Source organism: Streptomyces ferrugineus, from assembly GCF_015160855.1.
Lineage (GTDB): Bacteria > Actinomycetota > Actinomycetes > Streptomycetales > Streptomycetaceae > Streptomyces > Streptomyces ferrugineus.
This window is the reverse complement of record NZ_CP063373.1, coordinates 8,654,704-8,678,596: the sequence shown is the minus strand read 5'-3', so window position 1 is coordinate 8,678,596 and position 23,893 is coordinate 8,654,704. Positions and strand designations below refer to the sequence as shown.

Here is a 23,893-nt window from a genome sequence, read left to right as displayed (position 1 = left end):
CGCCCGCGCGCCGCCCCGCACCACTCCCACCCCGCACCGCCTGCGGCGGCAACGGCGGCGGCGTACCGCGCGGCGACTCGTACCCGGCAGGTCGCGCCCTGTCTTGCTCCACTGGTCCAACCTAGGTCGGTTTATGTGGCGAATCGGCCCTCAGACACGCCTGGGGGCGGACCTTGGCCAGGTGTTCGACAGGGCCGCCGGACCCAGGGCCGGCACGCCGTAGACTGGGGGATCGGCCCGTGCGTCTGCATCATCTGCACCGAAGATCGAAGAAGGACCGGGCCCCAGCCCAGCCCCAGAAGTCCTCTCACGTACGGGAAGTCGCAACGTGTCGCTCACGATCGGAATCGTCGGTCTGCCGAATGTCGGCAAGTCGACCCTGTTCAACGCCCTGACCAAGAACGACGTGCTGGCGGCCAACTACCCGTTCGCCACGATCGAGCCGAACGTCGGCGTGGTCGGCGTCCCGGACCCGCGGCTGACCAAGTTGGCCGAGATCTTCGGTTCGCAGCGCATCCTCCCGGCGACCGTCGACTTCGTCGACATCGCCGGCATCGTGCGCGGCGCGTCCGAGGGCGAGGGCCTGGGCAACAAGTTCCTGGCGAACATCCGTGAGTCCGACGCGATCTGCCAGGTCATCCGCGCCTTCAAGGACGAGAACGTCGTCCACGTCGACGGCAAGGTCTCGCCCAAGGACGACATCGAGACGATCAACACCGAGCTGATCCTCGCCGACCTCCAGACGATCGAGAAGGTCCTGCCCCGCCTCCAGAAGGAGTCGCGGATCAAGAAGGACATCGCGCCCAAGGTGAAGGCCGTCGAGGAGGCCAAGGAGATCCTGGAGAAGGGCGACACCCTCTTCGCCCACGGCATCGTCCAGGGCACCGAGCGCAACGAGCTCCTGCACGACCTGCACCTCCTCACCACCAAGCCCTTCCTCTACGTCTTCAACGTCGACGAGGACGAGCTGATCGACGACGCCTTCAAGGACGAGCAGCGCGCCCTGGTCGCCCCCGCCGAGGCGATCTTCCTGAACGCCAAGCTGGAGGCGGACCTCGCCGAGCTGGACGAGGACGAGGCCCTCGAACTCCTCCAGTCCGTCGGCCAGGAGGAGCCCGGCCTCGCCACCCTCGCCCACGTCGGCTTCCGGACCCTCGGCCTGCAGACCTACCTGACGGCCGGCCCCAAGGAGTCCCGCGCCTGGACCATCAAGAAGGGCGCCACCGCCCCCGAGGCCGCCGGCGTCATCCACACCGACTTCCAGAAGGGCTTCATCAAGGCCGAGGTCATCTCCTTCGCCGACCTGGTCGAGACGGGCTCGGTGGCCGAGGCCCGCGCCAAGGGGAAGGCGCGGATGGAGGGCAAGGACTATGTGATGCAGGACGGGGATGTCGTGGAGTTCCGCTTCAATGTGTAATCAGAGAATTGCCGTGCGTTAAAGAAATGCGTGGATCTGGGGTCGGGCCCTCTCGGACTCGGCCCCTTCCGTGTCGTTGGGCGAGCGATACCCGTCGATCCGACGCATACCGGCAGCGATGTCGGCCAGGCCACCGGCCCGTTGGACGGAGGCTGTCGGGACACCCCCGGTGTGCGCTGATGCTCGGTGCCGTCGAGGAAGCCTTGCCCTCTTGAATCCCACTTCAGGTAGCGCTCGGTCTTTTGGCAACCTTGCGTAGCGGATTGACGATGTCGTGCCTTCTGCTTGATGCCGCGGAGTAATTGGAGAATGAAGGGGAAAGGATCAGCTCTTCGCGAAATGCCATTCTGGCTGGATTGCGGTCCGTTCCGGCCGTAGCGTGCGAGACAAGGTGGACTTGATGTCGTGTGGTCAATACTTCGCCATTGCCATCAAGCGGCGTACGACGTGGTGATCCCTGTCGAAAATCCTGCGAAGGCCATCGCAGGTCCAACGCACGGCCGATTGGTGCACCGGACGACCCAAGTCCGCCGATAGCAGGTAGCAGTGTGCGGCGGTCCAGAGAGTGTCTGGATGACCGGGAGGCAAGGTCTCCTGCCGATATTTCAGGGTCTCTTCCAACAGTGGGAGGGCTTTCCGGAAGTCGTTCAGAGCGACGAGACAGAGCGCCAGGTGATGGGCTGTGTCCAGGGTGTGCTGATGGCGGACTCCGAGGTGGGCGATTTGGAGGCGGTGAATGTGCAGGCCCAGTTGATAAGCGAGGTCTGGGTCCTGCGGCGTCTGAAGCCGTGCCAGGTAGCTTCCTGTACGCATTGCTGGCCGGCTTTCCTCGCCAAAAATCTTGCACTGCTCCAGCCAGGAATCTTTGGCAAGCTGGCACGCGTCAGAGTGGTGGCCCTTGGCGCCGAGGTCGAGCGCGCAATACGCTGACGCGGCCAGAGCGCTGGGATCGCTCGGCCCCAGGTTTTGCTCCCTTTCCCAGTAGACCTGCAAGTTGAGTCGCTCGGCGTCTTCGTAGTGCCCACGTCCGAAGTGGGCGCGAGCCAGCACTGACATCACCACCAGTTCGTCGGCACGACATTGAGCGAAGTGATCCGCCCATGCAGTGCGAAGATTGCGGAGGCCGTCAATCGCCTCCTTATATCTGCCGATGTCCACCAAGTAGCCGTATGTGTCAAGGATCGCTTTGCGGCCAGGCGCCGTGTGGACGTTCGCAGGATCGAGAGCGAGGATGGATGGAGTCACCAGCGCCCAGTCGCCCCACGCTCCCTCCATCGCGGCTTGCTCTGGCGTCACTGCCACCAACAACTGCTCCGCCATTGCGAAGGCGCCAGCCTCGTCTTCAGGGCGGGCGACGAGCAGGTCGCGGATTACTGCGCCACTGATTTCATCGAGCCTCGCCGCCCCCGTCTGCAAAATCATCAGCCCTCGATCACGTAGACCTCCCAGCCTGCGATGCAGGTCGCAAATGGTCAGGAGGTACTGCGCATCCGAATCCGATACTTCCCAGCGGTCCCCCCTCAGTGCGCGGGTAGGAAACGGATCGGGGCCGAGAACGGCCAGTGCGTGAAGGAGATGAAGCATCCGCCGATCTTCCTCTGATCCGCTCGCAAGCGCACTCGTTGCCTTCAACAGTCGGCCTGCCAGCGATCTTGGGAAATCGGATGCGCGATACCCACTGAGGATTTTCGAAGCACTCGACTTCAACTGTTCCAGTACTTGCCCTGGCGTCATGCCGCTCGTCAGCCAACTCGCTGCGTTCTCCATGGCAAGCGGCAGGTCGTCCAACTCACCGGCCAGACGCGTGGCGTCGGCTTCTGTGAGTCCATGGACTCGTGTCCTCAGCAGGCGTACCGACTCCTCTCGGGGCAGCACCGGAACCTGGATCACACGAGCGATCCGATGCCAGACCCCGGTGTCGGCCCGCGATGTGATCAGTACTTTGGTTTCGTCCCGGGGCAGATGCCGGACGACCTCGTCCGGGTCCGACACCCCGTCCAGCACCAGAAGATGAGGTCCTGTGCTTCCGCGGATGGTGGTCAGGCAGGCGGCGATCCGTTCGGCCGGTTGACCGGAACCGGCAGTTGTCACGTCGATCCAGCTCACGTCTGGGTACCGAGAGTGCAGCCGATGAGCCAGTTCACTGCTCACCATTGTCTTCCCGATGCCCACTCGCCCGTTGAGTACGACCGGTACGCCGTCGTCTGCCCGATCCAGATACCCGGGAAGAACGTCGTCCACCAGTTCGGCCCGTCCGAGGAAACTCGGATCGCGGTGCGGGAGCGCAAAGCTCTCGTTCATCTGTACATGTCCCTGAGCCACTCGCTGTTCGACTTCAGATACCGCAGGTTGACCCATTCCTGGGCGAGGCGATCTTCGCCGCACAACAACGTGGTCGCTTGGGCCTGGTGCGAAGGATCAAGCCACCGGACTCGGTCGGTTGCCTGTTGTGCCGTAAGGCGTCTCTCCTTGCGCCGCAACGGGGTGCCGACGCCAAACAGCGCGTCGTAGAGCCCGACCGCAGGCAGAACCGTGGGGAGGTCGTTATCCTTGGCGGCCTCCTCGGCAGCCGCCGCCGGGATCGACAATCCGGTCGGGTCGAGGTCGCCGAAGTAGCGGATCTCCGCGATCTTGCCGCGTCGAAGCATCTTGACACCGGCGAGTGAGGCCAAGAACGAACTTCCCATCCCACAGGCCACGTAGCCGACTGCGTGGTCCTTCATCTCGTCCAACGCCTCTATCAACGACCAGCATGTGGTGACGTTCTCTACGACTAGGAGAATGTCACCGTCGCCGATCCGCCCGTAGTAACCGTCGCTCTCTGCGATGAGTCTCTCGGTGAGGATTTGAGGCGGCGCTGAATACATTTGCAATAGCTTGTACATGGCTTCCCGGTCTGAGAAGAACGGGCCACCCAACTCGTCGAATGCCTTTTCTTCGGCATCGAACCATCCCGAATAGGTGCGACTGCCGAAGATGTCAAGAGCACGCTCACGTTTCGGCGCAGGATTCATGTCAGGCTCGGAGAGGAACCAGTTGTTGACCGCGCGGTAGCCGATCCGGGTTCTGGGCGCGGCGTTGTCCCAGTACCCGGCCACCGTGCGCATCTTCGGATGCAAGGGGGGAAGAGGCTCCCGCACCTTCTTCGCCGCCTGGTGGGTGGGCAGCACCCACACACCCCTCGGTAACGGAAATTTCTCTCCGTCGTCGCCCTTCATCGCCATGATGGCTCCGCACTCGTACAGTTCGTCCAGATGACGGCTCAGAACGACCGACTCCAACTCGTCCTCTACCTTCGGATGGGGCACCGTACGGAAGACACGGCGCAAATCCGGAAGGGAGACGCTTGTCTTACGCGTGCCGTCCCACTTCTTCTGCGAACGGGCGTGTTCGTGAAGCGCGTTCAGCAGCTCACGCGCGGGACGACTCAGATCGGTCAACGCTCTCTTCCTCGGGATCCTGGTGGTGGTTGTGCTCTGCGTCGGCACGTGCGTGGTACCTGATGGACGTGATCACCGGGTTCTCGCCCTCCTCAAGAGGCTCGAGAAGATGCTTCCTCCTGTCGCCCACGACGGTGAGGTACATGCGGTGTGCGCGTAGGTCGGCGTCGTTGCGCAGACGGATGACGAGCGGGAAGGAGTCCAGGACCGCCAGATCGTTCAGCCCTGTGGTGTAGACGAGTTGGACACCCAGCGCACGGGCGACCGACTGCTGAAGCCGCAGCAGATAACCGGCCGAGGCACGACCGATCGGGTTGTCCAGGAACAGCACACCTGAATTCCGGCGGTGCTGGACCCTGCCCTTCTCGTTTGCGCGCAGCGCTGCCATGGTGCAGTAGAGGACGATGGCCGCGGTCAGCACCTGGCCACCCGAGAAGAGGTCCTTCATGGCCGAGACGGGTACCCGCTCTGTCCGTAGAACGGCGTCGGGCTTGAGGATCCGCACCCGGAACCCCTTAGGAGCCACTGCTTCGGTGACGCCGTGCAACAGCAAGGCCAAGCCGTCCCGTTTGATCTCCTTTCCCTGGATCACCGCTTCGGCGGTCTCGTCCACGACGGTGCCGAGCCGGTCCTCCAGTGCCTGTTCGGAGACCTCGGTGAAGCGGATCCGCAGGAATTCCTGCTCGGACCACTCCTGTAGCCCTCTGGGCAGCCGGGAAAGGGACTGTGCCCGCTTCAAGGTCCGCAGTGCCTCCTGCACCTGCTGGCACAGTTGGAGCACGATCTGCCGGCGGTGCCGCTCGATGGAATCCAGGTCCACGGTGAGGCTACGCAGTCTGGGGCGAAGGCTGTCGCTCCATTCGGCCGCCCGCGCCGGCAGTTCGGCACGAGGACAGGACTGGATGACGGTACGGCTGGGGGTGGGTAGCCCTCCGAACCGTGCGTCCGCGGCGAACCCGACCAGCTGGTCGGTCAGCGTTCGTTCTTCGGCGAGTGCCGCCTCGACCTTTGTCCCGATCCGGTCGTACTCGGTCTTCAGTATGGTGTGCCGGTCCCGGGCTGCCGAGACACCGCCCTCGTACGGTATGTCGTCTTCGCGAGGCTCGCTCGACCGGGACAATACGGTGATCAGGTCCGTGAAGTTCTTCGCGGAGGAGCGCAGGGCGGCGGCAGTGCGCTCGGCGCGCTCGCTGTGGTAGGCGAGTTCACGCCGGATACGTTCTGCTTCGTCCCGATCGTGCTCCGCCGCCTCGATCAGGCGCATACCGTGCAAGACGTGCAGAGGCGGGCCGTAGGGAGCGAGATCCATGTCGGTGAGCGGTTCCGGAAAGTCTTTGAGAATCGCTCGGTGCTCCGCGACACTCGCGTCCGCCTCGGACAGTGAGATCTGGCAGTCGGAGACCGCCTGTTCGGCACGGCGTTGAGCGGCGGCCCGGCTCGCGCCGTCCACTCCGTCAGGGCCGTTCAGCAACGTCTGGGCGGCTGCTCGTGTTTCGGGAGAAGGATCACCCAGCTCCTGCGCCGCTTGCTTCTCGCGTTGCTCCGCCTGACGCATGTCGAGGAGCAGATCGGCGCCAACGGATGCGCGTTCGTACTCGATGGCCGCGGCCTCGTAGGCACGGCGCAGTACGGGGAGCGGTTCCGCCGGAACCTCTGTCCTGTTCTCCACAACGGCGTCGGCGCCTGGAAGCTCATTCAGTTCGGCGGTCACCCGGTGTGCGGAGCCGGTCAGGCGGTCCATCGTGCGCACGTGTTCAGCGCTGGCGGCCCGGTGATTTTCGGCGGCCTTTTCTGCCTGTTGAGCGATCTCTCGTGCTCGTACCTCGGCCGTCCGAGCCTGGTCTACCGCGGTCTGCCAGTCGGGGATCCGCTCCTCCTGGCCGGCCAGCCCACTCAACGTGGACTTACGGGTTTCCAGTGCCGACTGCGCCGTACGAAGCGGCGGAATGGCTTCGCGGATGGCCTTGAGACGGGCGGCTGCGACCTCACACTGCTCGGTCTGTTCGGTCAGCGCCTCCTGGGCCTCGTCGCGAGCCTGCGCCCGGACGGTGACGATTTCGCGCAGTTCGGCGAGCCTTCCTTCAGGGAAGTCCACCCGCCACTCCTCAAGGCGGTTGAGTAGCGAGAGGAACATACGTTGCCGGGCGTCCCACTCGGCGATCTGTGCGCGGTGTTCGTCATGGCGACGACCGAGGGCGAGCCGCTCCTCCGCGGCTGCTCTCTCGTCGTACAGCGCCGGATGCGGAGGCACCACGAAATCCAGCCCGGAGAGTGATGCGTCGGGTTCGTGCATGTCCGTGGTGGTTCCCAGCGCCACTAGCGTGCTGGGCCACAGCTTCCGCGAGACCAGGATCTCCGTTGCCTGCGCCGTCTGCTCGGGATCGTTCAGGAGCACACCCGTAACCAGATGCGGCACGCGCTCGATGAACGCACGGCGCTGCTCGACCCGGGGCAGACCGGCGAGGTAGTCCCAGCCGGTATAGGCGTCGATACCGGCTTCTCGCAATGTTTCGCATGCTTCCGCGGCCTCCGGGGAGGGAGGCAGCAGTTCGTTCGTCTCCAACGCGAGCCTGGCACGTTCGTCACGGACCATGGCGATACGGATCTCGGTCCTTGCCACATCAGCGGCATCACGTCGCTGAGCGAGTTTGCCGACCAGCCTGGGAGCGTCCACCTCAAGGTCGAGACGTTCGATGTCCAGGAGTGCAAGAGGCTGGATCTCCGATTCCAGCGCACGGGTGCGCTCGTCGGCTCTCGTCCAGTCGCGGCGGGCCAGATCAAGAGAGTGCAGGGCCTCGACCAAAACCTGTTCGGCGGCTCGGCAAGCTCGCTGGGAAGCATCGTGAAGCCCCGCCGCGTCCTCGGCTGCGGATTCCTGCCGGGATATCTCCTCGGCGTTCTGACGGGCCTCCTCCTCGGCTTGCCTCGCGGCGTCACGAGCTGTCATGCCGTCGCTCAGCAGACCTTCACGCACAGCGTCCGCGAGGGCGTCCCGCACTTCCTGGATACGGGCGTCGAGCGCCTTGGCCTGCGCCCGGTGCTCGGCAGCCAGGCCGACGGCCGCGTTGTACTCGGCTTGAGCCTGCTCGGACAGCGTGCGTTCGCTCTCTGCCTGATGCCGCGCCGTCTCCGCCTGCTCAGTGAGGCGCCGTGACATGGTGCGCAACGCCCCGACGAGAACCTCCAGCGCGGTGTCCCGGGCCTGCAGTGCCGGAAGGGCGGCTTCCTCAGTACGCCGGACCAGCTCACGCAACCGGTTCGCGTTGGCGGTCGCTTCCAGGCTCTTGGCCAGGCGGGGTACGACCTTCCAGGCGCGTTCGGTCTCTTGCGCTCGGTTCCACGCGGCGCGGGCCTTCTGCTGTTCCTCCTCGGCTTCGTCCAGCTTCAACAACGCTGTGAGGCGGCCGAGTTCACGAGCCGCAGACGTGAGTCTCTCGTGGTGGAGCACCGCCCGCCGCAGGTCGCCGCCGAGGCGTTTGGCAACTTCCTCGCTGGCCTTCGCAGCCTCGGCCTCGCGGTACGTGCGTACCTTCACCGAACGGACGAAGGCGTCGAGCATCCTCCTCGCGGCCCGCTGTTCCTCCTGGGCGGTGAGAGCGGTGGTATGGATATCGGCCAGCGGCTCGAGGAACTCAAGAGCGCCGGCTACGAAGTCCCGTTCCAGGGTCAGCGCACCACGCCTGCCGAGCTTGTCGCCGTAGGAGTTCAGCAGGTTGGCGAGATCCTGTGCCGGTCCGGTGGGTACCACGGCCGACAACAGGAACTCTACGAAAGCGGCGTCGCTGGCGAAGGAGAAGACGTCGGCCGCCTCACCTTCCCCGGCGTTCATCGCCCGTTGGTAGCGGAAGAGTTCGGGATCCAAGCCGAGGTCAGTGAGTCGTTCCGTCCACTCCGACTGAACGCGGAAATGATCGAATTCGAGTTCGGGATCAGTTCGTTGTGCCTCGTCGAGTTCGCCGATGAAATCGGTCAGCCGCAGATATCGTCCGTCCTCGGCCACCGGGAGGGTGTCGAGTGTGGTCCCCCGTGTAGGGCGGAAGTGGTACCAGCGTTCCAGCAAGTTGGACGGGTCCTGAGTCGCCTTGAGGTGGCGCCACTCGGCGACCTTGCCGGTCACCAGCCGACGCCCGCTGCGGGTGTGTGTCCACTCCAGCGCGATGTGGCCCACATCGTTGTCGAGCACGAATCCGCTCAGCGTACGAGGATCACGGGTGCCCACCACTTGCCGGCGTCCGGGCAGCAGGACCGAGAAGATCAGCTTGATCAGTACAGACTTGCCGCCGCCGTTCTCGAGGAAGAGCACCGTGGCCGGAGAGGGGCGCCGGACAGGTTGCTCGTCCCTGACGCTGAACAAGGTGGCGGGGCGGTCGGCGATGGGATCTCCGACGCCGCTGAAGTCCAGGAGAACGTTCTCGTAGCGCGCCGCCTTGGGCCCGACGGACTGCAGGAGCACTCGGGACAGTTCATACATCCTCCGGGGCCTCCGCCACGGTTCCCGGGCCGGTCGTCACAGCCATGGGAGGTACCACGCCCAGCGCCACCAACTCCTCGAAGGCGCTGGTGGCCGCAAGTTCACGCACCTGAAGCTGGTAACGCCGTGTGGTCTGGAAGACGTCCTCGCCGGCGTTCTTCACCGGCGTCAGGAAGCCCTGCTCCGCAAGGAAGTTCAGAGCCCGGGAAACCATGCCCTTGGTGGTGTTCATCGCTCGACGCTTGTCCTTGGTGGGGAATGTCTCCGGACGGTTGGCATACGCGTGCCACGCCAATTCCAGTTCCGGTGCGTCACTGGGTACGTCGGCCGACTCCTCACGGGACGCCGCTTTTTCACGCAGCCGGTCGCAGGCTTCGCGAACGACGGCGTCGACCACGTCGACACTGACCCTGCCGACGTACTCGTCCTTGGCGAGGTCGTCCGGCCGGGGAAAGGACACCGCGGCGACGGCAAGGTGGATGATGCCGTGCAGAAAGCGCTCGGCGTAGCCGCCTTCCTTCTGGGTGCGGCGGGCGTAGGTCTCCATCCTGGTCTCGAACGGAGAACTGCCGTCGGCCGCGATCGCGAGGCCGATGTCCTCGTGTTCCCCCAGCACCCTGAGCCCCAGACCGGCGGCGATCCGTCCGGTCAACGTCCGGAACGCGCCGTCGTGCCGGTAGCGGCGCAGAAGCTCTCGATAGGCGTTGTCACGACTCGGCAGCAGCCGAGGACGCATAGCGAAAGCGAGCAGCTGCGCGGCCTGCTCGGCGTCGTCATCCGTGAAGCGAGATCTCATCACCGAACTCCTCGTGCCGAGCCGTACCTGGCTCCTCCGATCCTGGAACGACTGGCCTTACGCCCGCTTTTGTGAGCCACAGTTCATCGCCGCCGAACTGCGCGCCGTGAAGGGGACCCCCGGTGGGCACGGCGATCAAGACCTCAGGTACCTGCTCACGCACCGCGTCACCGACGGACGGGTTGAAAGCGTGTGCCGCCCGGTGCATCACCAGCCGCGCGACCTGAGGCTCATAGCGGCACGCACGTGCGAGCACGTCGCTCAGAGACGCGGAGCCATCGGGCAAGGAGAGGATCTCGCCCGCAAGCCTAAAATGTTCGGGAGTGAACAATTCCCGTTCCGGCACGGGGTCGAACTGAGGATCTCGGACCTCGCCGGCGAATCTCTCGGGCTCCGAGGGGGGTTGCAGGAGACGCGCCACAAGTGACGGCAGCGTGAGAACTTCAGGGGGCGCAGGAGCGACCGCCCCACGGAAGAAGTCGTACACCGGCCCGAGTGCTTTGCCCACTGGAAGTCCGAGTAGCGGTACCAGCAGTTGTCCATGCAAGTGGAGCGCGGCGCGCTGTGGTTCGCCGAAGAACAGCTGACGGTCCTGTTCGGAACGGAACTGATCACCCGCTTCCTGTACAGCTTTCTGGAGCTGCATATGACGGCGGATGCAGTCGCGGACGATCTCCACGAGTTCCGCTGCCCGCTGCTTGTGGCGCGGATCGTCAGAGTCGTCCCGCGCGGCGGTGATATTGGTCAGGATGGCATGCTCCGCCGTGTAGCGGCCCTCGATGTGCTCAAGCGCGTCCAGTAGCAGGTCTGGTACTACCCGTTCCCAGTCCACGGTGCGAACGTCGCGACGGGTGGCATCGAGGTAGCGACGTAGTGTCTCTCCATATTGGACTGTGCGGTACCTGGCCTGTTCGGCGGCGAGTTTGGCGTCGGCAAGCCGACCGCGCCTGATGAGGTTGTCGAGTTTTACCTCGGCGGCGATCTGCGCGGATTCCACGTCTGTGTCCAATGCGCCGACGAGTACGTTGATGGCCTCGTCGGTGGCCCGCAGTGAAAACCCGTCGGGTGTCGACTGTTCCACCAGCAATTTGAAGTCGAACTCGAAGCGGTTGTAGGTCCCCTCATCCCCGACAAGCCCATAGTGCCAGGAGAATCCACGTTCGATGGTGCCGACATTGATCAGCCGCTGGAGCACCCAGTCGGCTACAGCGGCGTGCTCGGCGTCGCCCCTGTCGGGGGCCTGGGCAGCGACGAAGTGTTTTACCTGTTCAAGTACCTTGGCGTGCTCAGCTCCGGCGTCGAAGTCCATCGCGATAGTGACCTGATCGATCGTGTGCAACGCGATTTCGGCCATGTGATAGACCTTGGCATCTGCCCAGTCCAGCGACGCCTTGCGCTGATCCAATGCCTGCAACGGTGCTGTACAAGCCAGCGCCTTGACGCGGCGTACCAGTCCTTCATCAGGCAAGTAAGGCGGCGGGTGGGGTAGATCGTGATACACGATCAGTCACGCTAGCATCCCCTACACCACCGTAAGCGAGGATCCTCGGATATCCGGCTCGACGACTCCCTTCACTCACGTTTGATTCATAGGCCGAAATTTATCGATCACGAACTGATGTTCCCCTGTTCGGTGACGATCCGGGCGCCTCGGAGTGCCGGAAGGATCCAGTATTCGGATTCCCTCATTCCGCTACAAGCTGCGCCAGATGAATCAGTGCAGGGTCCGGCTGTAACGGGACTTGATCGAGAGGGCGGTGACGAATTCAGCGTAGATGCCAGAGTGGCGGTGTATGTAGAGCGAGCCTTTCGTCCTTCCGGAAGAGTGCAGGTCGCGATGGGGGATAACACCATGCTGGCGGGCAGTGAGAACGCTACGCGAGCAGGTGGCAACATCCGTCTCCGCCTCGGCGATCTCTGAGCCTGTACGGGCTGGTCGTTGGAGGTGATCGGTGCTCAGACGGTGCGGATGACGGGGGCGGGTTTGATGTCCTGGGCGTCGATGAGGGTGCGGATGTCGTTCGGGTCCGAGGTCCAGATGATGGCGCCGAGGCTGGCTGCCATGGTCACGACGGTGGCGTCGACGATGTCGGAGGTGCCGGCCTTGCCGCAGAGGATGCCTGCGGTTTTGGCGGTTTCGAGGCCGACGGGTACAACGTGGCACCCGGCGAGGAACTTGCCGAGTCTGACCTGGCGGCGGGAGTCCCGCCACGCCTGGCTGACGACGACGGACGGGATGTGGATGTCCCGGCCGTCGTCCAGGGCCAGGCTGTGGCGGGCCCACATGCGTCGGTCGTCGTTGTCGATGGCGATGAGTACCCCGGCGTCGTACAGGTAGGGGATGTTCACGCGGCCGAGGCTCCCGAGCTGTTGAGGTATTCGGCGTCGGCGGCGGCCAGGTCTGCGCGGGCCGCGGCGAGCTCTTCGGGGGTGAAGGCGCCGTGTTCGGCCTGCCACTCCTGGATGACGGCTCGGCCGGCCCGCAGGCGCAGCTCGCGTTCGGCTGCTCCAGCGACGAGGCGGGAGAGTGGGATGCCTTCTTCCTCGGCGGCTCCGGCCAGGGCTTCGACCAGGGCTTCGTCGAGAGTGATAGTCACCTTCTTGGTAGCCATACATCAACCATAGCGCGGTATGGCCATCGATGCTGATGCACGGATCGCGTGGCGGCGAGCGTGGAGGGCGTGAGCGCATCCGGCGAGGAGGGCCTCGCCGACTCGATGCCCGCGGGGGTGCGGGTAAGGCTGAGTCCACAGTCACCGGAAAAGAGCGGATTCGTGATGAATGCCTTGCTCGGCCGTGAGGTGGCGGTGCACGGTTTCGAGCACGGGCCAGGCGAAGGATCGGGGCTTGGATGGCGAGCGTTTTTCAGAGGTGCAAGAGGGACGTCCGGGATCGGAACTTTCCTTGTGATCGTCCGCGGTGTCGGCATGGGTGGACGGTACGGTACCGGGAACCGGGCGGAAGGGGCGGGCGGCAGCGGGAGAGGTCGTTTCCCCGTCGGGTGGGCTCGGATGGTGCGGACGCTTTCGCCGACAAGGTCGAGAACGACAAGAAGGCGGGCATCCGCTTCGATCCTGCGCGAGGGCTTGTGCCGCTGCGGGCCTGGGCTCGGGAGTGGCTGGAGCGACGGGTCATCGGTGAGTCGACGCGCCGCAACTACGAAGGGTTCATCCGTAACCATCTCGTGCCGCGCCTGGGAGGGAAGATGCTGGCCGGGCTGGCGCGGCGCGACTTCGAGGAGTTCGCCAAGGACGTGCATGCCTTCGGTGCGGGGTTAGCGGTCTCCACCGTCAACGACCGGATGGTGATGGTGGCAGCGATGCTGGAGGCGGCCGTCGTTGACAAACGCATCCCAGACAATCCCGCCCGTGGCGTACGGGTATCCCGGCCGACCCCGTGCGCGGTGGACGAGGACGAGATTCCTACACAGGGTGAGGTCGATCTGATCGCGGAGCGTATCGCCCCGCAGTACCGGCTCGCGGTCTACCTTCAGTCAGGTATCGGCCAGCGACCCAGCGAGGCCCTGGCCTTCTCCGTCGAGTGCCGACGGCCTGGTTTCGTCAGGATCCGTTGGCAGGTCAGTGCCAAGCTCACCGCGATGACTGCCGCACGGTCTTCGTGCCGCTCAAGCACCGGGTGGAGGGCGAGTACCGGGACGTACCGGCCGCCCCGTTCGTCGAGCAGGAGATCGACGACCACCTGTCGCGGTGGGAGCCGGTGCCCGTGGCCTTCACCGATCAGAGGGGCAGGCGACGGCGGCTCGGGGTCGTCTTCGCCCCGCGCCAGCGTGGCAAGGGCGTGATGCCCACCGCCTCCACCTACGGCTACCACTTCAGGAAGGCGTGCGTGTCGGCCGGCCTGCTCGATGTGGACGGCAAGGCCAAGTACACGCCGCGGGTGTCTGCGGCACTTCTTCGCCTCGGCCGCGCTGGCGAACGGCGTGCCGATCCGCGAGGTCTCACGCTGGCTCGGCCATAAGTCGATCAAGACCACCGTGGACATCTACGGTCACCTTGTTCCCGAGGCGTGGGATCGTTGTCGAGACGTCATGCAGAACGCCATGCGTCCGGAGGTGACAGACTCGGAGGAGTCTGCCTCCGCAGCGTGATGTGCTGGATAAGTCCCGACGGTGCTGGATCGGTGCTGGATACGCCCAGCTTGGCGGACGTTTTCGCAGGTGGGAGCGCTGCATTCAACGTTCCGCTTCAACGTGTGAGCGGATGGCGCCGGCCGGGGCGAGCCGGCCGGCGGTCGACGCCCGTGCTACGCCGACGCGTCGTTGGCGCAGCGGAAGCCGAGGTTGCCCGATGACGAGTCGGGTGTGTTCGAGGAGCGGGCGGCCACCCGGTAGCGGTTGCAGTAGGAGTCGTGGCACAGGTACGAGCCGCCGCGCAGTACGCGAGCCGTGCCGGCCTCGGGGCCTCGGGGGTTCTCGGTGGGTGATCGGGCGTAGTACGTGGGGGAGAACCAGTCGGCGCACCACTCCCACACGTTGCCCGCGGTGTTCCACAGCCCGTGGCCGTTGGGCCGGTAGGACTTGGCCGGTGCGGTGGTCAGGTGGCCGTCCTCGGCGGTGTTGTGCACGGGGAAGCGGCCCTGCCAGATGTTGCAGCGCCAGCGGCCGTCCGGGGTGAGCTCGTCGCCCCAGGCGTAGCGTCGGCCGGCCAGCCCGCCACGGGCCGCGTACTCCCACTCGGCTTCCGTGGGCAGTCGTTTGCCGGCCCAGTGCGCGTAAGCCGTCGCGTCGTTCCAGGAGACATGGACGACCGGATGGCTGCGGAGGTCCGTGATGCCGGAGCGCGGCCCGTTGGGGCAGCGCCAGTGCGCGCCCCGGACGTTGATCCACCAAGGGGTACCGGCGGCCCTGCCGAGCAGGTCGGCCGGGGCCGCGTCGACGGCGAGGTGGAAGACGGCGGAGGAGCCGTGGCGCTCGGCGTCGGTCACATGGCCGGTGGCCTTGACGAACGCGGCGAACTGGGCGTTGGTGACCGCTGTCTCGTCTATGTGGAAGGGCTTCAGACGGACCTGGTGGACGGGGCTCTCCCCGTCGTCGGGATACCCCTCGCCGAAGGCGTCCCCCATCGCGAACTCGCCGCCGGGCAACCGGACCTGTCCCTTCGTGGACCGCGGGCGGACGGAGTGCCGCGGCGGCTCGGCGATGACGGTGGTGGTGACGATGGCGGTGGTGGTGGTGCTCGGTGTGCAGCAGGGGCGGTGGTCGTGGGGCATCTTCCGTTCCTCGTCCCGCTACGCCTGGTAGGTCGACTCGTCGAGCCCGCTGAGCGTCGGGTCGTGTCCGACCTCGCCGACGTCGTACATCGAGGTCATCCAGTGGTAGAAGTTGTCGCCGCGCTCGCGCAGCACGTCGTAGAGCCTGCGCAGCATCCGGGTGCGGACCGCCGACTGTTCGGGATGGTCGTAGAGGTTCTGCAGTTCGTCGGGGTCGGTGTGCAGGTCGTAGAGCTCGTTCACCGAGTCCGGGTTGACGACGAGTTTGTAGCGGTCCTCGCGCAACATCCGCTGCGGATAGGGGAAGTGGTGGCCGTGGAACTCGCAGACGATGTCCTCGTCCCAGTCCACCTGCTCGCCGTGCACCAGCGGCAGCAGGCTGCGTGAGTCGACCGCCGGCTTCGGGTCGATGCCCGCCAGCTCCAGGATGGTCGCCGTGCAGTCGAGCAGGCTGACGAACTCCGAGCGCACCACCCCGCCGGGCGCGCCCGGGACCCTCAGCAGTCCGGGGGTGCGGTAGATGTCCTCGTACATCGCCGGGCCCTTGTCGTGCAGGCGGTGGGAGCCGGTGAACTCGCCGTGGTCGCAGGTGAAGAACACCGCGGTGTCGTCGGCCAGGCCAAGCCGTTTCAGGGCGTCCATGACGCGGCCGATCTGCCGGTCGATCAGGGCGACATAGCCCCAGTAGACGGCGATGAGCTTGCGGGTCGTCTCGATCGGCATGGTGTCGAAGGTCCAGTGCGCGCTGTAGTTGCGCTGCACCGGCGGTTTGCCGTGGAAGGTCTCCGAGACGGACTTCGGCAGCTCGATGTCCGCCGGGTCCACGAGGTCGAAGTACGCGTCGGGAAGGATGTACGGCAGGTGCGGTCCGAAGAAGTGCAGGGCGAGGAAGAAGGGCCGCTCCCGCTCGCGGTGGTCCGCCGCGTACCTCTCCAGGTGCTCGATGGTCCGGGTGGCGAGGTAGTGCTCGAAGGTGGCCTCGACGGGCTGATGCAACCGGGCGGCCAGCAGGTTGCCGGGGCCGCCGTTGGGCAGGGTGCCGCGGATGCGGTCGCTGATCTCGTACGGCGGGAGCCCGCGCTCCTGGAGATACGCGAGGTAGTCGGGGTTGTCCACCGGGTTGTGCCAGCCGGGCAGTTCGGGGCCGTCGAAGCCGTAGTCGGCGGCGGTGCGCCGGTTGCCGGCGTGCCACTTGCCGATCAGGCCGGTGTGGTAGCCCGCCTCGCGCAGTGCCTGCGAGAAGGTGAACTGGTTCTCGGGGAGGTCCTCGAGATAGCCGACGTTGCGCTCGTGGTTGGCCAGGACCCGGTGCCGGAAGGGTGCCTGTCCGGTGAGGAGGCTGGCGCGGGCCGGGGTGCAGATCGCCGTAGGGGTGTACCAGCGGTCGAACCGGGTTCCGGTGGCGGCGAGTTCGTCGAGGACCGGGGTGTGTGCGAGCAGGTTGCCGTAGGAGCCGAGGGTGTCCGCGCGGTGCTGGTCGGTCATGAGGAAGAGGATGTTCCGCCCCCGCCCGGTGCGGGACTCGGTGCGAGACGTGCTCACTTGCCCGCCCCCAGGAAGAGGTCGCCGGTGTAGTAGCTCTTCGGGTCGACGGGCTGCTTGAGTTTGCCCGCGTCGACGAAGTAGTCGTTCATGCCCTTGAGCCACTTCTCGACGGTGCCGTCCTTGGTCAGGGAGTCGAGTTCGCCGACATCGAGCAGCTGGTTGTTGGCGGCGTCGGCCTTGACCTGATCGGCGGGGATCTTCAGCTTGGCGGCGGTGAGTTCGATGGCCTCGTCGGTGTGCGCGGAGCGGAAGTCGATGGCTTCGCGCAGCACGGCGAGCACCTTCTCGACCTTGTCGGGCTGGTCGGCGACGAGCTTGTTGCCGGCGACGAAGGCGGTGGGGAAGGAGACCTCGTCCTCGAAGTCGCTGTTCCTGGCCAGCTCGACCAGGTCGGGGACCTGCTTCTTGATGGTGGCCGCCGCCGGATACCAGAAGCCCGCCGCGTCCACCTTCCTGGAGCTGACGGCCGAGACGATGGTCGACGGATCCATCGGGACGACCTTCACGTCCTCCTTGGTCATCCCCGCCTTCTCCAGCGCCAGCGAGAGGATCATGTCGCCGGAGGTGCCCTCGGGCACGGCCACGGTCCTTCCCTTGAGCTGCCGCATGGAGCTGATGCCGGGCTGGGCGATGACCCGGTCGGAGTTGCCGAGGGTGTTGAGCGCGATCACCTTGGCCTGGCCGGAAGCGGGCAGCCACATGGCGCCCGGGCCGATGTATCCGAAGTCCAGGTCTTCGGTGCCCAGTGCCTGGATCTGCAGCGGGCCGTTGGTGAAGACCTTGCTCTCGGCCTTGAGCCCGTGCTTCTCCCACAGGCCCTTGGCGTCGGCGATGGCGATCAGGCTGGCGCCGTTGAAGTCGCCGATGTAGCCGAAGCGGACCGTGTCGCCGTCTGCCCCGCCGGCCGATCCGCCGCCGCAGGACGTCAGCAGGGCCGTCGTCGCCAGGCCGGCGGCGGTGGACAGAAGGTGTCTGCGGGTGAGGGTGGGTGCCATGGCGGCCGTCCCTTCCAGGTGAGGTGGTGGCTCAGTGGGCGGCGGACACGGCAGCGCTCGTGCCGTCCTGGTGGTACACGGAGTGCCAGACGCGATTGCGCAGCGCGGCGAACTCGGGACTCAGGCGGAACTCCTCGTCGCGTTCGACCGCGGGAACCTCGATGACGTCGTGGATCCGGCCCGGGCGGGCGGCCATGACGATCACGCGGTTGGCGAGGAAGACGGCCTCGTCGACGTCGTGGGTGATGAACAGGACGGTGCGCTTGTCCTGGCTCCAGGTGTCGAGGAGCTGTTCCTGCAGCCTGACCCGGGTGAGCGCGTCCAGGGCGCCGAAAGGCTCGTCCATCAGCAGGATCGACGGGTCGACGGCGTAGGCGCGGGCGATGGCGCAGCGCTGCCGCATGCCTCCGGAGAGCGTCTTGGGCAGGGCGTCGGCGAAGCGTTCGAGGCCCACGAGCTCGATGAAGTGCTGGGCACGACCTCGGCGTTCACCCTTCGCCACGCCCATGGTGCGCAGTCCGAACTCGACGTTCTGGCGGACCGTCAGCCAGGGGAAGAGCGCGTACTGCTGGAAGATCACGCCACGTTCGGGCCCCGGCCCGGACACCGCCTCGCCGTCCACGAGCGCCTGGCCCTCGGTCGGGGTCTCCAGGCCGGCGAGGATGTTCAACAGGGTGGACTTGCCGCAGCCCGAGGGGCCGACGACGGTGACGAACTCGTGGTCCGCGATATCGACCGAGACCTGGTCGAGCGCGGTGAAGGTCTCGCGGCCCAGGGCGAAGGTCTTGGTGACGCCGCGGACGGATATCTTGGCGCGCTTGCTGGTCATCGGCGTTCCTGCCATCCGGTGAGCTTGCGTTCGGCGAGCAGCAGGACCCGGTCCATGAGCAGACCGAGGATCCCGATCGAGATGAGCCCGACGAAGATGGTCGGGAGGTCGTAGTAGAGCTGGGCGTTCTGCATGCGGTAGCCGAGCCCTTCCTGCGCGGCGATGAGTTCCGCGGCGACGAGGGTGGCCCACGCCGAGCCGAGCCCTACGCGCATGCCCACGAGGATGAACGGCGTGGACGCCGGCACCACGACCCGGGCGAAGATCCGCCCGTCCTTGGCACCGAGCACCCTGGCCGCGTTGATCAGCGTGCGGTCGACGTTGACGACGCCCTGGAAGGTGGAGATCACACAGGCCAGGAACGGGGCGAGGAAGATCACGAAGATCTTGGGTGTCTCGTCGATGCCCATGACCACCACGGCCAGCGGGATGATGGCCAGCGGCGGGATCGTGCGGAAGAACTGGATCCAGGGTTCGACCAGGCCGCGCACGATGCCGTACCAGCCCATCAGGAACCCGACGGGTATCGCCGCCGCGGTGCCGAGGACGAATCCGATGAGCACCCGTGTGAGGCTGGCGAGGACGTCGTCGGCGAGCGTGCCGTCACTGATCAGCGTCCCCGCCCGGGAGACGACCTCCGGCGGTGTCGGCAGCTTGAAGCCGGCTGCGGCCAGGGCCCACCACAGGCCGATCCCGAGTGCCACGGACAGGGCGTTGAGCAGCAGCGTCCGTCCGCGGATCCGCGAACCGGCCCGCGAGTCGGGGGACTTGGTCACGCCGGCGGCCGACGCTTCGGATGTCCTGTCGGCCCCCGCGTCCCGCGCAGCGGCACCTTGCTTGTCAAGTACGGGCATGGCCGGCTCTTTCTGTGGTGGAAACGCGTGCATCCGTACGGCCCTTCACCTCAGCGGTTTCGGGATACTTCGCGATCAGCGGGGAACTGTGGAAGACCGCCGCGAGGGCGCCGAGCGCACCGTCCTCGTCCGAGAGGCGGGCGGCCTCCACGACGGGCCCTGCCGACGCCGTGGGGAAGAGCTCGCCGGCGAGCGTGGCCGCGGCCTGCTCGACGATCACCGGGGCGATCCGGGTGATCTCACCGCCGATGACGACCTTCGCCGGGTCCAGCGTCATCGTGGCGGCGCCGACCACGCGCCCGATCGCGGCCGCCGCCTCCCGCAGGACCCGGTCCACCACGGGGTGGGCCCGGTCCACGGCGGCCGCGAGCGCGTCGAGGTCTTCCAGCGGAAGCCCGAACTCCCAGCAGGTGGCGAGGATCCCGGGTACCGAGGCGACCGTCTCCAGACAGCCGCGCTTGCCGCACCGGCAGGGGCGGCCCGCCGGTTCGACGGTGACATGCCCCAGCTCGCCTGCCAGGCCGCCCGATCCGGTCACCAGCTGGCCGCCGACCACGAGCCCCCCGCCGACGCCGTCGGAGAGACGTACGTACACCAGGTCGGCGACGCTCTCCGGGCCGCTGATGGCCTCGGCCAGCGCGGCGAGCCGGGTGTTGTTGTCGACGATCACGGGCGCGCCGAAGCGTTCGGCGAAGGCGACGTCCACGTTCTCGGGCGCCGGACGCAGCACGGTGGCGCCCGCGGTGGCACGGGGCCACGGCGCCCCCTCGGGTGCCGGGTACGGACCCGGCACCCCGATGCCGATGCCCTGCAGCGCTCCGTAATGGACGCCGCCCTCGGCGCTCAGCCGGGCCAGCAGTGACAGGGCGAGTTCCGTGCGGACCGGCCAGGACGCCGAGTCCTCGTAGCGGACCGAACCGGAGAGCATGATCTCGTGCGACGCGTCGGCGACGACGACATGCACGCGCCGGTGCCCGAAGTCGACGCCCATGTACTGCGCGGAGGCCGGGTCGAGCGTGAGCCGCTCGGCGGGCCGGCCGCTGCCCGCCCGCCTGGCGGCATCGGTGTCCATGACGACGATGGCGCCTCGCTGCAGCAGGCTGCCGACGATGTCGGACAGCGTGGTGCGGGACAGGCCCACGACCCGGGCGATCTCGCCGCGGCTCATGGCGCCGTTCTCTTGCAGCGCACGCAGGACACGGTCCTCATGGGTCCGTCTGACCAGCGCATGCACTCCGGTGGGCATCTGCATGCCGGTCAAGGTAGGGAGGCCCGAATTTTCCGTCAACAGTCCGACAGAATTCATCGCCGTCGAGTCGGAGGCCGAGTGGCGCAACGGATGTGCCAGCACGTGTGCGGCAGAGTAATCCGGATTATTTGTTCGGGCTGTTGACGGAAAAGGCGGCGCCTTCTCATGCTGTGCCGCATGCCTGACAGGAACGGCACTCATACCGGCACCGGCCGGCGGCACCAGGCACAGCTCCTCGAACTGCTGCGACGGCACGGCCCACTCAGCCGGAGGGGGCTGCAGAACCTCAGCGGACTGTCCAGAACGACCGTGTACGACGAGGTCACGAAGCTGGTCGCCGAGGGCGCCGTCGTGATCGGCGGCGCTCCGCTCGCCTGGCGCGGGCGGGGCCGGCCCGTGGAACTGCTGACCCTCGGCACCGGAACGCCGGACGACGAAGGAGACCGCGAATCATGACCGCGCACGCTCTGCCCCGAAGGTCACTGCTGGCCGGTGCGGCCGGACTGGGGACCGCATTGGCCCTGTCCGCGAGCGCGACCGCGACCGCGGGGTCCGCCCAGGATGCCGCGCCGCGGCGGTTCCCCCCGAACTGGCCGGACGCCGAGCCCTACGGCACGGCGGACGCCCGCCCGGACCTGTGGCCGCGGCGGGACAACTCCTTCGTGCTGCCGCTGGAGTTGCGCCCGCGCGACAGGGAACGCGGCTCGGTGTGGATGCGGGACACCTACGTCAACTGCTTCCAGGTCGACGGCAGACCTCTCTACGTCGCCACCGGCACCACCCGCGTACCCGGCCTCGACGCGGCCGCCCCGTGGAACGACGGCATCTTCGTCTGGCTGGCCCCCTCCCTCGGCGGCCCCTGGCGCCTTGCCGACACGTCCCGGATCCGTCCGGACGCCGAGAAGGGCAAGGTCTGGTCGCCCGAGTTCGCGTCGGAGAACCGGCCCGGACGCACGGTGGTCGCGCCCTGGCAGCAGTACTGGTACGACGACCGGTTCGGCAAGCGCGGTGAGGTCTGGGCGCCGGAGCTGCACCACTTCCGGGGCCGCTGGTACATCGTGGCCTGCATGGGCGATCACTCCCGCCTGGTGGGCTCGTTCATGCTGCGGAGCGAAGGCGGGGTCGCGGGCCCGTACCGGCTCGTCGAGGGCAATCTCGACAAGCCGTTCGGCGACCCCTTCATCGGCGGCCCGAGCTTCGTCGAGCCCGGCGCCTACCACCACATCGACGGCGGCCTGTACACCGAGGGCGGCACCGCCCGGCTCGTTCTGCACAACAACCTGTACGCCGGGTTCCGGGACGACATGGAGGACATCGTCCCGGCCACCGGGCTTCCGCAGTTCCGGCAGAGCCCGTACTCGCCCGAGCCGTACCTCGAAGGCGCGCACGTCTTCAAGTACCAGGGCAGGTACTACCTCGTACACGCCGCCTGGGACCGGACATCGACCAAGCCGGACGGCGGCACCCGGCACGCCTATGATCCACCCGGCCCGGGCCGTGTGCAGTACCAGTACAACGCCGTCGCCGCGGTCTCCGACCGCTTCGAGGGGCCCTACTCGCAGCGGTGGACCGCGGGGGTCGGCGCCGGCCACAACAACTTCTTCACCGACCACAGGGGGCGGCCCTGGGCCACGTTCTTCCGCAACCCCAACTTCGGCTACTGGGCGGATCCTTCGCGCGTCGCCGAGGCCGCCGTCCCCGGCGTCGTACGCCTGGAGTGGACCGGCCCGCAGGGCGGCCGTCTGTACGTGAGCCGCCGGGGTCGCGGTGCTGTCGGCGAAGGGGGGCGGTGATGACGCGGCAGAACCCCGCCACCCGGCAGCCGTCCCGCCGCGGGGTGCTCACCGCGTCCGGCGCGGCCCTGGCCGCCGGCGTGTGCGGTGCGGGCGTGGCGAAAGGCAACGGCCTGACCGGCGAGACGGAGACAGCCGCCGGCACGTCGGAGCAGGGCGCCGCCCCGCTCGCGGCCGGGGCGCTGGGGATCAACTTCAACGAGGACCCCTCCGACCTGAGGCTCTCCCACATGGAGGCACTCTCGGCGCGGTGGATGCGCGGCTTCGTCCCGATCCGGGCGAGCGACCAGGGCGACCCGGCCGAGCAGCCGGCGGTCGCCACCCTGCTCGCGGCATCCCGGCAGGGCTACCGGACGGTCCTCTCGCTGAAGTTCCCCTACCAGGACCAGCCGTTGCCCGCGCCCGGAAGCGATGCCATGGCCGCTCTGCTGACCCGCGTGGACGCGGTGCTGCGTGCCGTCATGGGCAAGGTGGACATGCTCACGATCGGCAACGAGCCCTTCCTGGAGACCTTGCCGGGGGAGCGCGACAGCACCCTCAACGCCTTCTACGAACGGCTCGCCGCCCATGTCGTCGCCCACCGCGCCGAGCGGTGCGGCGAGGACTGCCGGACGCGCCTCTACATGGGCGCGCTCAACCGCCTGGACGACCCGGCCCACCGCACCCCGGCGACCGAACGCTGGATGGCCCACGTCCGCGACACACCGGCCATCGACGGCGTCGACATCCATCCGCATGTCGGCCGCCTGGAGTCGACCGGGGCGTTCCTCGACTACGTCCTGCCCCGCCTGCGCACCGACCAGACGTTCCTGGCCACGGAGTTCTCCCTGGTGGACCACTGGGCTCGGCACAGGGCGGACACGGTGCCGACGGAATTCGCCACACGGTACGGCGTGCCCCGGGACACACAGGTCTGGCAGGTGATCGCCGAAGCGATCCGGCACCCCTTCCCCCAGCGGAAGTGGAACGACTTCCTCGCCCTCAGCCGATGGTTCGAGAGCCGCAGGACCTACCTGACGAACCAGACCCGGATGTTCCGGGACACCGGGAGACTGGCCGTGGCCACGTACGCCGGCCTCCAGATCCGGTCCATGGCCGTGGGCTACGGCCCCGACAAGACGCCATGGATCCTCAACCCCGTCTACGCGAACCGGACGGTCCGGCAGGACGCCGACGGGACGCCGGGCCGGAACTATGCGTGGTTCGAGGCGTTCCGCGCGCTTCAGCCTGCCTGAACCGCGCATCTGGCCAGGCAACTCGCCCAGCGTCACGGTG

19 protein-coding genes are annotated in these 23,893 nt (G+C 67.0%); 6 read left to right on the top strand and 13 right to left on the bottom strand.

Going from position 1 to position 23,893, the window contains the following annotated elements:
* Positions 1 to 328: 328 nt before the first annotated feature.
* Positions 329 to 1,417, top strand: a complete 1,089-nt coding sequence (gene ychF / locus IM697_RS38535) for a redox-regulated ATPase YchF (RefSeq protein ID WP_194041268.1) — start codon at positions 329 to 331, stop codon at positions 1,415 to 1,417.
* Positions 1,418 to 1,828: 411 nt separating this feature from the next.
* On the opposite strand, the gene IM697_RS38530 is transcribed toward ychF, so the two are convergent.
* From IM697_RS38530 to IM697_RS38500, 7 genes are all read right to left on the bottom strand, one after another.
* Positions 1,829 to 3,718 carry a tetratricopeptide repeat protein gene (locus IM697_RS38530; protein ID WP_194041266.1) on the bottom strand — a complete coding sequence of 630 codons (1,890 nt, stop codon included), beginning with the start codon at positions 3,716 to 3,718 and terminating at the stop codon, positions 1,829 to 1,831.
* Complete coding sequence (locus tag IM697_RS38525) at positions 3,715 to 4,857, bottom strand: hypothetical protein (protein ID WP_194041264.1); 1,143 nt, start codon at positions 4,855 to 4,857, stop codon at positions 3,715 to 3,717. The genes IM697_RS38530 and IM697_RS38525 overlap by 4 nt, the downstream gene beginning before the upstream one ends.
* Entirely contained in the window at positions 4,829 to 9,328 is a 4,500-nt protein-coding gene (locus IM697_RS38520) for a coiled-coil domain-containing protein (RefSeq protein ID WP_194041262.1), read from the bottom strand. The genes IM697_RS38525 and IM697_RS38520 overlap by 29 nt, the downstream gene beginning before the upstream one ends.
* Positions 9,321 to 10,124, bottom strand: coding sequence for a hypothetical protein (locus IM697_RS38515; RefSeq protein ID WP_194041261.1), 804 nt, complete (start codon positions 10,122 to 10,124; stop codon positions 9,321 to 9,323). The genes IM697_RS38520 and IM697_RS38515 overlap by 8 nt, the downstream gene beginning before the upstream one ends.
* On the bottom strand, positions 10,102 to 11,625 hold the full coding sequence (locus tag IM697_RS38510) for a hypothetical protein (protein ID WP_228044337.1): 1,524 nt from the start codon (positions 11,623 to 11,625) through the stop codon (positions 10,102 to 10,104). The genes IM697_RS38515 and IM697_RS38510 overlap by 23 nt, the downstream gene beginning before the upstream one ends.
* Before the next feature lie 455 nt (positions 11,626 to 12,080).
* Positions 12,081 to 12,473, bottom strand: coding sequence for a PIN domain-containing protein (locus tag IM697_RS38505; RefSeq protein ID WP_194041259.1), 393 nt, complete (start codon positions 12,471 to 12,473; stop codon positions 12,081 to 12,083).
* The gene (locus IM697_RS38500) at positions 12,470 to 12,736 is read right to left on the bottom strand and encodes a hypothetical protein (RefSeq protein ID WP_194041257.1); all 267 of its coding nucleotides are present in this window, start codon (positions 12,734 to 12,736) and stop codon (positions 12,470 to 12,472) included. The genes IM697_RS38505 and IM697_RS38500 overlap by 4 nt, the downstream gene beginning before the upstream one ends.
* Before the next feature lie 389 nt (positions 12,737 to 13,125).
* Between IM697_RS38500 and IM697_RS45230 the strand changes: the two genes are divergently transcribed.
* Both IM697_RS45230 and IM697_RS45225 read left to right on the top strand, forming a co-directional pair.
* On the top strand, positions 13,126 to 13,926 hold the full coding sequence (locus IM697_RS45230) for a hypothetical protein (RefSeq protein WP_228044336.1): 801 nt from the start codon (positions 13,126 to 13,128) through the stop codon (positions 13,924 to 13,926).
* 63 nt (positions 13,927 to 13,989) lie between these two features.
* Positions 13,990 to 14,232 (top strand): tyrosine-type recombinase/integrase, encoded by a 243-nt coding sequence (locus IM697_RS45225; protein WP_228044335.1) that lies wholly within the window; start codon positions 13,990 to 13,992, stop codon positions 14,230 to 14,232.
* 155 nt (positions 14,233 to 14,387) lie between these two features.
* Here the strand turns inward: IM697_RS45225 and IM697_RS38490 are convergent, their stop codons facing one another.
* The 6 genes from IM697_RS38490 to IM697_RS38465 are packed head-to-tail and all read right to left on the bottom strand — an operon-like array spanning position 14,388 to position 20,828.
* Positions 14,388 to 15,353, bottom strand: coding sequence for a formylglycine-generating enzyme family protein (locus tag IM697_RS38490; RefSeq protein WP_194041255.1), 966 nt, complete (start codon positions 15,351 to 15,353; stop codon positions 14,388 to 14,390).
* 18 nt (positions 15,354 to 15,371) lie between these two features.
* Positions 15,372 to 16,838, bottom strand: a complete 1,467-nt coding sequence (locus IM697_RS38485) for a sulfatase family protein (RefSeq protein ID WP_265582689.1) — start codon at positions 16,836 to 16,838, stop codon at positions 15,372 to 15,374.
* A gap of 53 nt (positions 16,839 to 16,891) precedes the next feature.
* Positions 16,892 to 17,893, bottom strand: a complete 1,002-nt coding sequence (locus IM697_RS38480) for an aliphatic sulfonate ABC transporter substrate-binding protein (protein ID WP_194041251.1) — start codon at positions 17,891 to 17,893, stop codon at positions 16,892 to 16,894.
* A 31-nt stretch (positions 17,894 to 17,924) separates the two neighbouring features.
* The gene (locus IM697_RS38475) at positions 17,925 to 18,722 is read right to left on the bottom strand and encodes an ABC transporter ATP-binding protein (RefSeq protein ID WP_194041249.1); all 798 of its coding nucleotides are present in this window, start codon (positions 18,720 to 18,722) and stop codon (positions 17,925 to 17,927) included.
* On the bottom strand, positions 18,719 to 19,576 hold the full coding sequence (locus IM697_RS38470) for an ABC transporter permease (RefSeq protein ID WP_228044334.1): 858 nt from the start codon (positions 19,574 to 19,576) through the stop codon (positions 18,719 to 18,721). Before IM697_RS38470 ends, IM697_RS38475 begins: the two co-directional genes overlap by 4 nt.
* Positions 19,563 to 20,828, bottom strand: coding sequence for an ROK family transcriptional regulator (locus tag IM697_RS38465; RefSeq protein ID WP_194041247.1), 1,266 nt, complete (start codon positions 20,826 to 20,828; stop codon positions 19,563 to 19,565). Before IM697_RS38465 ends, IM697_RS38470 begins: the two co-directional genes overlap by 14 nt.
* A gap of 174 nt (positions 20,829 to 21,002) precedes the next feature.
* Between IM697_RS38465 and IM697_RS38460 the strand changes: the two genes are divergently transcribed.
* Genes IM697_RS38460 through IM697_RS38450 form a run of 3 tightly spaced genes read left to right on the top strand, consistent with a single transcriptional unit; the run spans position 21,003 to position 23,853 of the window.
* Entirely contained in the window at positions 21,003 to 21,281 is a 279-nt protein-coding gene (locus tag IM697_RS38460; RefSeq protein ID WP_194041245.1) for a helix-turn-helix domain-containing protein, read from the top strand.
* Complete coding sequence (locus IM697_RS38455; protein WP_194041243.1) at positions 21,278 to 22,618, top strand: family 43 glycosylhydrolase; 1,341 nt, start codon at positions 21,278 to 21,280, stop codon at positions 22,616 to 22,618. Before IM697_RS38460 ends, IM697_RS38455 begins: the two co-directional genes overlap by 4 nt.
* A complete protein-coding gene (locus IM697_RS38450; protein ID WP_194041241.1) occupies positions 22,618 to 23,853 on the top strand; it encodes a hypothetical protein in 1,236 nt (411 codons plus the stop codon). The genes IM697_RS38455 and IM697_RS38450 overlap by 1 nt, the downstream gene beginning before the upstream one ends.
* The last annotated feature ends 40 nt before the right edge of the window (positions 23,854 to 23,893 follow it).